The organism is Curtobacterium sp. MCPF17_031, assembly GCF_003234035.1.
In the GTDB taxonomy this organism is placed as follows: domain Bacteria; phylum Actinomycetota; class Actinomycetes; order Actinomycetales; family Microbacteriaceae; genus Curtobacterium.
This window is the reverse complement of record NZ_QKSG01000004.1, coordinates 303,695-309,694: the sequence shown is the minus strand read 5'-3', so window position 1 is coordinate 309,694 and position 6,000 is coordinate 303,695. Positions and strand designations below refer to the sequence as shown.

6 protein-coding genes are annotated in these 6,000 nt (G+C 71.8%); 4 read left to right on the top strand and 2 right to left on the bottom strand.

Annotated elements, in window-relative coordinates; translation table 11 throughout:
• Window positions 1-74 (top strand): IS3 family transposase (locus DEJ31_RS17765; RefSeq protein ID WP_375537617.1); only part of this gene is annotated, 74 nt, incomplete at its 5' end.
• A gap of 72 nt (window positions 75-146) precedes the next feature.
• Here the strand turns inward: DEJ31_RS17765 and DEJ31_RS08840 are convergent.
• Both DEJ31_RS08840 and DEJ31_RS08835 read right to left on the bottom strand, forming a co-directional pair.
• On the bottom strand, window positions 147-2,357 hold the full coding sequence (locus tag DEJ31_RS08840; RefSeq protein WP_110902782.1) for an NADP-dependent isocitrate dehydrogenase: 2,211 nt from the start codon (window positions 2,355-2,357) through the stop codon (window positions 147-149).
• Window positions 2,358-2,508: 151 nt separating this feature from the next.
• Window positions 2,509-2,997 carry a hypothetical protein gene (locus DEJ31_RS08835; RefSeq protein WP_110902783.1) on the bottom strand — a complete coding sequence of 163 codons (489 nt, stop codon included), beginning with the start codon at window positions 2,995-2,997 and terminating at the stop codon, window positions 2,509-2,511.
• A 147-nt stretch (window positions 2,998-3,144) separates the two neighbouring features.
• Here DEJ31_RS08835 and DEJ31_RS08830 point away from each other — a divergent pair, with 147 nt between their 5' ends.
• The 3 genes from DEJ31_RS08830 to DEJ31_RS08820 all read left to right on the top strand — a co-directional run bounded on the left by DEJ31_RS08830 (window position 3,145) and on the right by DEJ31_RS08820 (window position 5,952).
• Entirely contained in the window at window positions 3,145-4,167 is a 1,023-nt protein-coding gene (locus DEJ31_RS08830; RefSeq protein WP_111121667.1) for a M23 family metallopeptidase, read from the top strand.
• A gap of 70 nt (window positions 4,168-4,237) precedes the next feature.
• The gene (locus DEJ31_RS08825; protein ID WP_181421486.1) at window positions 4,238-5,146 is read left to right on the top strand and encodes a helix-turn-helix transcriptional regulator; all 909 of its coding nucleotides are present in this window, start codon (window positions 4,238-4,240) and stop codon (window positions 5,144-5,146) included.
• Between the two features lie 59 nt (window positions 5,147-5,205).
• Window positions 5,206-5,952, top strand: coding sequence for a class I SAM-dependent methyltransferase (locus DEJ31_RS08820; protein ID WP_111043564.1), 747 nt, complete (start codon window positions 5,206-5,208; stop codon window positions 5,950-5,952).
• Window positions 5,953-6,000 lie beyond the last annotated feature (48 nt).

The following is a 6,000-nucleotide window of genomic DNA, read 5'->3' as shown; positions in this document are numbered from 1 at the left end:
ACACCACCCGCATCCAGGAACGCCTCGAGGGCATGAGCCCGGTCCAATACCGAGCCCATGCCCTCGCGGCATAACCTGAATTCACAGTCCAACAAACAGGGACCAGTTCACTGGCACCGGGCCTCCCGTCCGTCGTGTGGTCGCGCCTACAGGCTCGCGAGCGCCGCGTTCAGCGTCGCCGACGGACGCATGACCGCACTGGTCTTGGCGTCGTCGGGCCGGTAGTACCCGCCGATGTCCGCCGGCTGGCCCTGCACCGCGACGAGCTCGTCGACGATCGTCTCTTCCTGGTCGGCGAGGGTCGTCGCGAGCCCCTGGAACGCCGCGGCGAGCTCGGTGTCCTCGGTCTGCGCGGCGAGCTCCTCGGCCCAGTACTTCGCCAGGTAGAAGTGGCTGCCACGGTTGTCGATCGAGCCGAGCTTGCGGCCGGGCGACTTGTCCTCGTCGAGGAAGGTCCCGGTGGCGCGGTCGAGCGTGTCCGCCAGCACCTTCGCGCGGGCGTTGCCGGTCACACCGGCCAGGTGCTCGAGGCTGACCGCGAGGGCCAGGAACTCGCCCAGGCTGTCCCAGCGCAGGTAGTTCTGCTGCACGAGCTGCTGCACGTGCTTCGGCGCGGAACCGCCGGCACCGGTCTCGAACAGACCACCGCCGCCGAGGAGCGGGACGACGGAGAGCATCTTCGCCGAGGTGCCGAGCTCCATGATCGGGAACAGGTCGGTCAGGTAGTCGCGCAGGACGTTGCCGGTGACCGAGATGGTGTCCTCACCACGCCGGATGCGGTCGAGCGAGAAGCGCATGGCTTCTTCCGGCGACAGGATCTCGATCTGCAGCCCGTCGGTGTCGTGCTCCTGCAGGTAGGTGCGGACCAGGCCGATCAGGACGGCGTCGTGCGACCGGGTCTCGTCCAGCCAGAAGACCGCGGGCGTCGCGCTGGCACGGGCGCGGGTGACGGCGAGCTTCACCCAGTCGCGGATCGCGATGTCCTTCGTCTGGCAGGCGCGCCAGATGTCGCCCTGCTCGACGTCGTGCTCGAGGACCGTGTCCCCGGCGGCGTTCGTGACGCGGACGACGCCGTCGCCCGGCAGCTCGAAGGTCTTGTCGTGGGAGCCGTACTCCTCGGCCTTCAGCGCCATGAGCCCGACGTTCGGCACCGAACCCATGGTCGCCGGGTCGAAGGCGCCGTGGGCGCGGCAGTCCTCGATGACGGCCTGGTAGATGCCGGCGTAGCTGGAGTCCGGGATGACCGCGACGGTGTCGTGTTCGTCACCGTCCGGGCCCCACATGTGCCCGGAGGTGCGGATCATCGCGGGCATCGAGGCGTCCACGATGACGTCGCTCGGGACGTGCAGGTTCGTGATGCCCTTGTCCGAGTCGACCATGGCCAGGTCCGGGCCGGCGTCGATGCCGTCCTGGAACGCCTGCTTGATCTCGGCACCGTTCGGCAGCGCGTCGAGCCCGGCGAGGACCGAGCCGAGGCCGTCGTTCGGCGTGAGCCCGGCGGCGGCGAGGTCGGCTCCGTAGCGCGCGAACACGTCGGGGAAGAACGCCCGGATGACGTGCCCGAAGATGATCGGGTCGGAGACCTTCATCATCGTGGCCTTGAGGTGGACGGAGAACAGGATGCCCTCGTCCGCCGCGCGCTGGATCTGCTTGCGGAGGAACTGCTCGAGCGCGGCGACGTGCAGCACGGTGCCGTCCACGACCTCACCGGCGACGACGGGGATCGACTGCTTGAGCACCTGCTCGCTGCCGTCCTGCCCGACGAAGGTGATCGTCAGGATGTCGTCGGCCGGGGCGACCCAGGTCTTCTCGTTGGAGCGGAAGTCGTCGACGCCCATGGTCACGACGTTCGTCTTGGAGTCCGAGCTCCACTTGCCCATGCGGTGCGGGTGCTTGCGGGCGTAGTTCTTCACGGACAGCGGCGCGCGGCGGTCCGAGTTGCCTTCGCGCAGGACCGGGTTGACGGCGCTGCCCTTGACGCGGTCGTAGCGGGCCCGGACGTCGCGCTCGTCGTCCGTGCTCGGCTCGTCGGGGTAGTCCGGCAGGTCGTAGCCCTGCGACTGCAGCTCGGCGATGGCGACCTTGAGCTGTGGGATCGAGGCCGAGATGTTCGGCAGCTTGATGATGTTCGCCTCGGGCGTCCCGGCGAGCTCGCCGAGCTCCGCCAGGGCGTCGTCCAGGCGCTGCTCAGCACTGAGCCGCTCCGGGAACAGGGCGATGATCCGGCCCGAGAGCGAGATGTCTCGGGTCTCCACGTCGACGCCCGCGGTCTTCGCGAAGGACGCGATGACGGGCAGGAAGGAGTGGGTGGCGAGGAACGGGGCCTCGTCGGTGAGCGTGTAGATGATCTTGGCCATGCTGGCGGGTACTCCCTTGTTCGCGCGGTCCGTGCCCCCCACGCTACTCGCGGCGTGAGATGTCTCGACATCAAGATACCCGTCCTGTGGACGGGCACCACTGCCGGCCGCACCTGTGGAGGAAGGGCACAGCACCGCAGGGCTCCGGGGCTCAGACCGTCAGGCGGAACACCCGGAGGCCGGCGGCCCGCAGCCCTGCCGTCCCGAGCCGTGTGCGCAGGTTCCGGAAGGGTCGGCGGAACCCCGACTCCGCCGTGGCCACACCGAGCTGGTGCAGGACCTCTGCCGTCAGGGCGTGTTCGAGCTTCGGCGCGAGCCTGGTGACCCGCGAGACGGTGATGACGATGCGGACCGCGCCCGGGCGGAGCAGGGGCTCGAGCATCTCGGCGGCTTCCTGCGCACGGTGGAACGCGGGGTCCTCGCCGGGCCGGCGGATCGCGATGACGGCGAGTTCGGCACTTCCGCTCCCGTCCACCTCGGGCACGTCGTCGACACCGACGACGTGCATCCGTGTCGCGTCGACCCCGGCACGGACGGCAGCCGCCCGCAGGACGGGGAGCAGGTCCTGGGTACCGGCGAGCACGACCTCCGCCGACCGCAGGTCGATGGGTTCGTGCCGCTCCCGCGGCGATCGGGCCATGAGGGGTCCTCTCCGTCGCTTGCCTCGACCCTACTGATCCACAGCCGGGAGGCCCGGATCCGGTCGCTCTCCGCACTCCCCACCGCAGATGGCCGCGGAACGAGGGGCTGTACAACCGGACAGCTTCGTGCAGAATGGGCTCCGGCCATGACTCCCCCAGATGCAGACCACCCCAGCAGCACGCCCGTCGTGCACCTGACGCGTCGCGCTGCCCTGGCGGCGGAGCGGGCCGAGCAGGCCGCCGCGACGAAGCCGCGCCTGCGAGCTGCGCGACCGGCAGCCGTCCCGGACGTCGCGACCCGGGACGTCACCACCCCGGTCGTCGCGACCCCGGACGTCACCGCCCCGGTCGTCGCGGCCCCGGTCGTCACGCAAGCCGACACCCGCATCCGCCGGGTCCCGCGGCGGGCTGTCGCGATCGCCAGCACGACGACGGTCGGCACCGGCACCGCGAGCACCAAGACTCCCGTCAGCCGCCGACGCGGAGCCCGGGCCAGCCAGCTCACCCTGACGAGCGCCGCCGCCGCCCTCGCCATGTTCGGTGCCGCCGCGATGCCCGCTCACGCCGGCACCGGGGGGTCCTCGGCGATCGCGACCCTCGCCCCCGCGGTGAGCACCCAGGACTTCGCCGTCACCCAGGTGGCGCTCCCGAGCACCTCGCGCGACGGCTTCACGGTCGGCGGCGGTGTCGCGTCGACGGACGCCGGCGCCGTGGTGGCCGGTGAGACGGTGACCTACGGCGACGCGATCCGCTCCCCGTTCCCGGGCCCGGTCCGGATGAGTTCGGGCTTCGGGTACCGCTCCGCTCCTTGCGGCGCGTGCTCGTCCCTGCACCAGGGGCTCGACTTCAACCCGGGCATGGGCGCTCCGATCGGCGCCGTCGCCGCGGGCACCGTCCGGGTGTCGGGGATCTACTTCTCGTACGGCGAGACCGTCATCATCGACCACCAGGTGGACGGCCGGAAGGTCTCGACCCTGTACGGCCACATGATCCCCGGGTCGTCGCCCCTGCAGGTCGGCGACCGCGTGGAGCCCGGACAGTTCATCGGCAGCGTCGGGTCCTCCGGTGTCTCGACCGGAGCCCACCTGCACCTCGAGGTCCTGATGGACGGCACCCTGCCGGTCGACCCGGCCGCCTGGCTCGCCGCCCACACCGGCCGCGCACTCTAACGAGCAGGTCTCCGAACCGGTACCGGGCCTCCCGTCCGGTGCCGGAGGGACGCACACGTAGCCTTGGCGCATGGGTATCGACGTCCGCAACGAGATCCGCGACTTCCTGTCCAGCCGTCGAGCCCGGCTCACCCCGGACCAGGCCGGCATGCCGGCCTTCGGCGGAGGCACCCGGCGCGTCCCGGGACTCCGACGACACGAGGTCGCGATGCTCGCCGGCGTCAGCGTCGACTACTACACACGGCTCGAACGAGGCACCCTGAAAGGCGTCTCCGAGGGCGTGCTCGACGGCCTCGCCACGGCGCTCCAGCTGGACGAGGCAGAGCGGGCGCACCTGGCGGACCTCGCGCACCTGGCGAACGCCGGTGTGAAGACCACCCACCGTCCGGTGCCGACGTCGGTGCGCCCGGCGGTGCAGCGACTACTCGACGCGATCACCGGCGCCCCGGCGTGGGTGCGCAACGAGCGGCTCGACATCGTCGCCGCGAACACCCTCGGCCACGCGCTCTACGCCCCCGTCTTCGCCGGCGCCGGACGTCCGGTGAACACGGCGCGCTTCGCGTTCCTCGACCCCGCGGCCCGCGACTTCTTCCCCCGCTGGGAGCAGACCGCCCGCGACGCCGTGGCCGTCCTCCGCACCACGGCGGCATCGAACCCGTGCGAGCCCGGGCTGATGACACTGGTCAGCGAGCTCTCGGCGAAGAGCGAGGAGTTCCGCACCTGGTGGGCCGAGCACGACGTCCACGTGCACCGCTCGGGCCGGAAGCACCTACACCACCCGATCGTCGGTGACCTCGAGCTGACGTTCGAGGCGCTCGACCTGGTGGCCGACCCCGGGCTGACGGTGTTCACGTACGGCGCCGACGCCGGGTCGGAGTCCGAACGGTCCCTGTCGCTCCTCGGCACCTGGGCCGCCACCGAGCTGGCCGAGCAGCGTGCGGCGGCCCGGACCTCGGAGCCGGTCGACCAGGTCGACTGAGACCGGCTTCGACAGACCGGGACCGGGTGCCGACGACGTCACCGCCGTAGGCTGACGGCGTGACGAGGACTGCGGACGGACCCGCCGGCGAGGCCGAGCACGGCAGGGCCGACAGCACCGCCGACAGCGCGTCCCGTCACCGCCGGCCGGAGCCGGTCTTCGAACGGGCGATCCGGGTGGCGCTCGGGCAGGCCCGCACGGTCCTCCACGTCCGAGCCGGTGCGGATGCGGGCGCTGGTGCCGGCGCGTACGAGCCGCGCGACCGGGACCTGACCGCCGTCGAGCCTCCCGACGAGGCCCTGCCCTTCGCCGACGACTCGTTCGACGCCGCCTCGTCGGCCTTCGCACTGCCCGTGTGGCCCGACCTGGAACGGGGTCTCGCCGAGGTCCGTCGGGTCACCCGTGGGCCGGTCGTCCTGCTCACCCGCGACCCGGCCCGCATCGAGGACCACTGGCTCGCCGACTACGCCCCGGACGTCCTGGCGAACGAGGCCCGGCGCTGGCCGACACTCGACCGGATCGGCGACGCCCTCGGCGGGGTGGTCACGACGACGCCCGTGCCGATCCCCTTCACGTGCGTCGACGGGTTCTCCGAGGCGTACTACGCCCGGCCGGAACGACTGCTCGACGCCAGCGCGCGCCGGGCCGACCCGGCGTGGGTCTCGGTCGACGAGATGACCGCCGCCCGCTCGGTCGCCGCCCTCCGCACCGCGATCGAGGACGGCTCGTGGGACGCCCGGTACGGCCGGCTCCGCGTGCAGCCGTCGTACGAGGGCTCGCTGGTGCTCGTCGTCGCCCAGCCGTAAGGTGAGGCCGTGAGCAACCGTTCCGAGGAGGTCGTCGGCGCCTGCGCC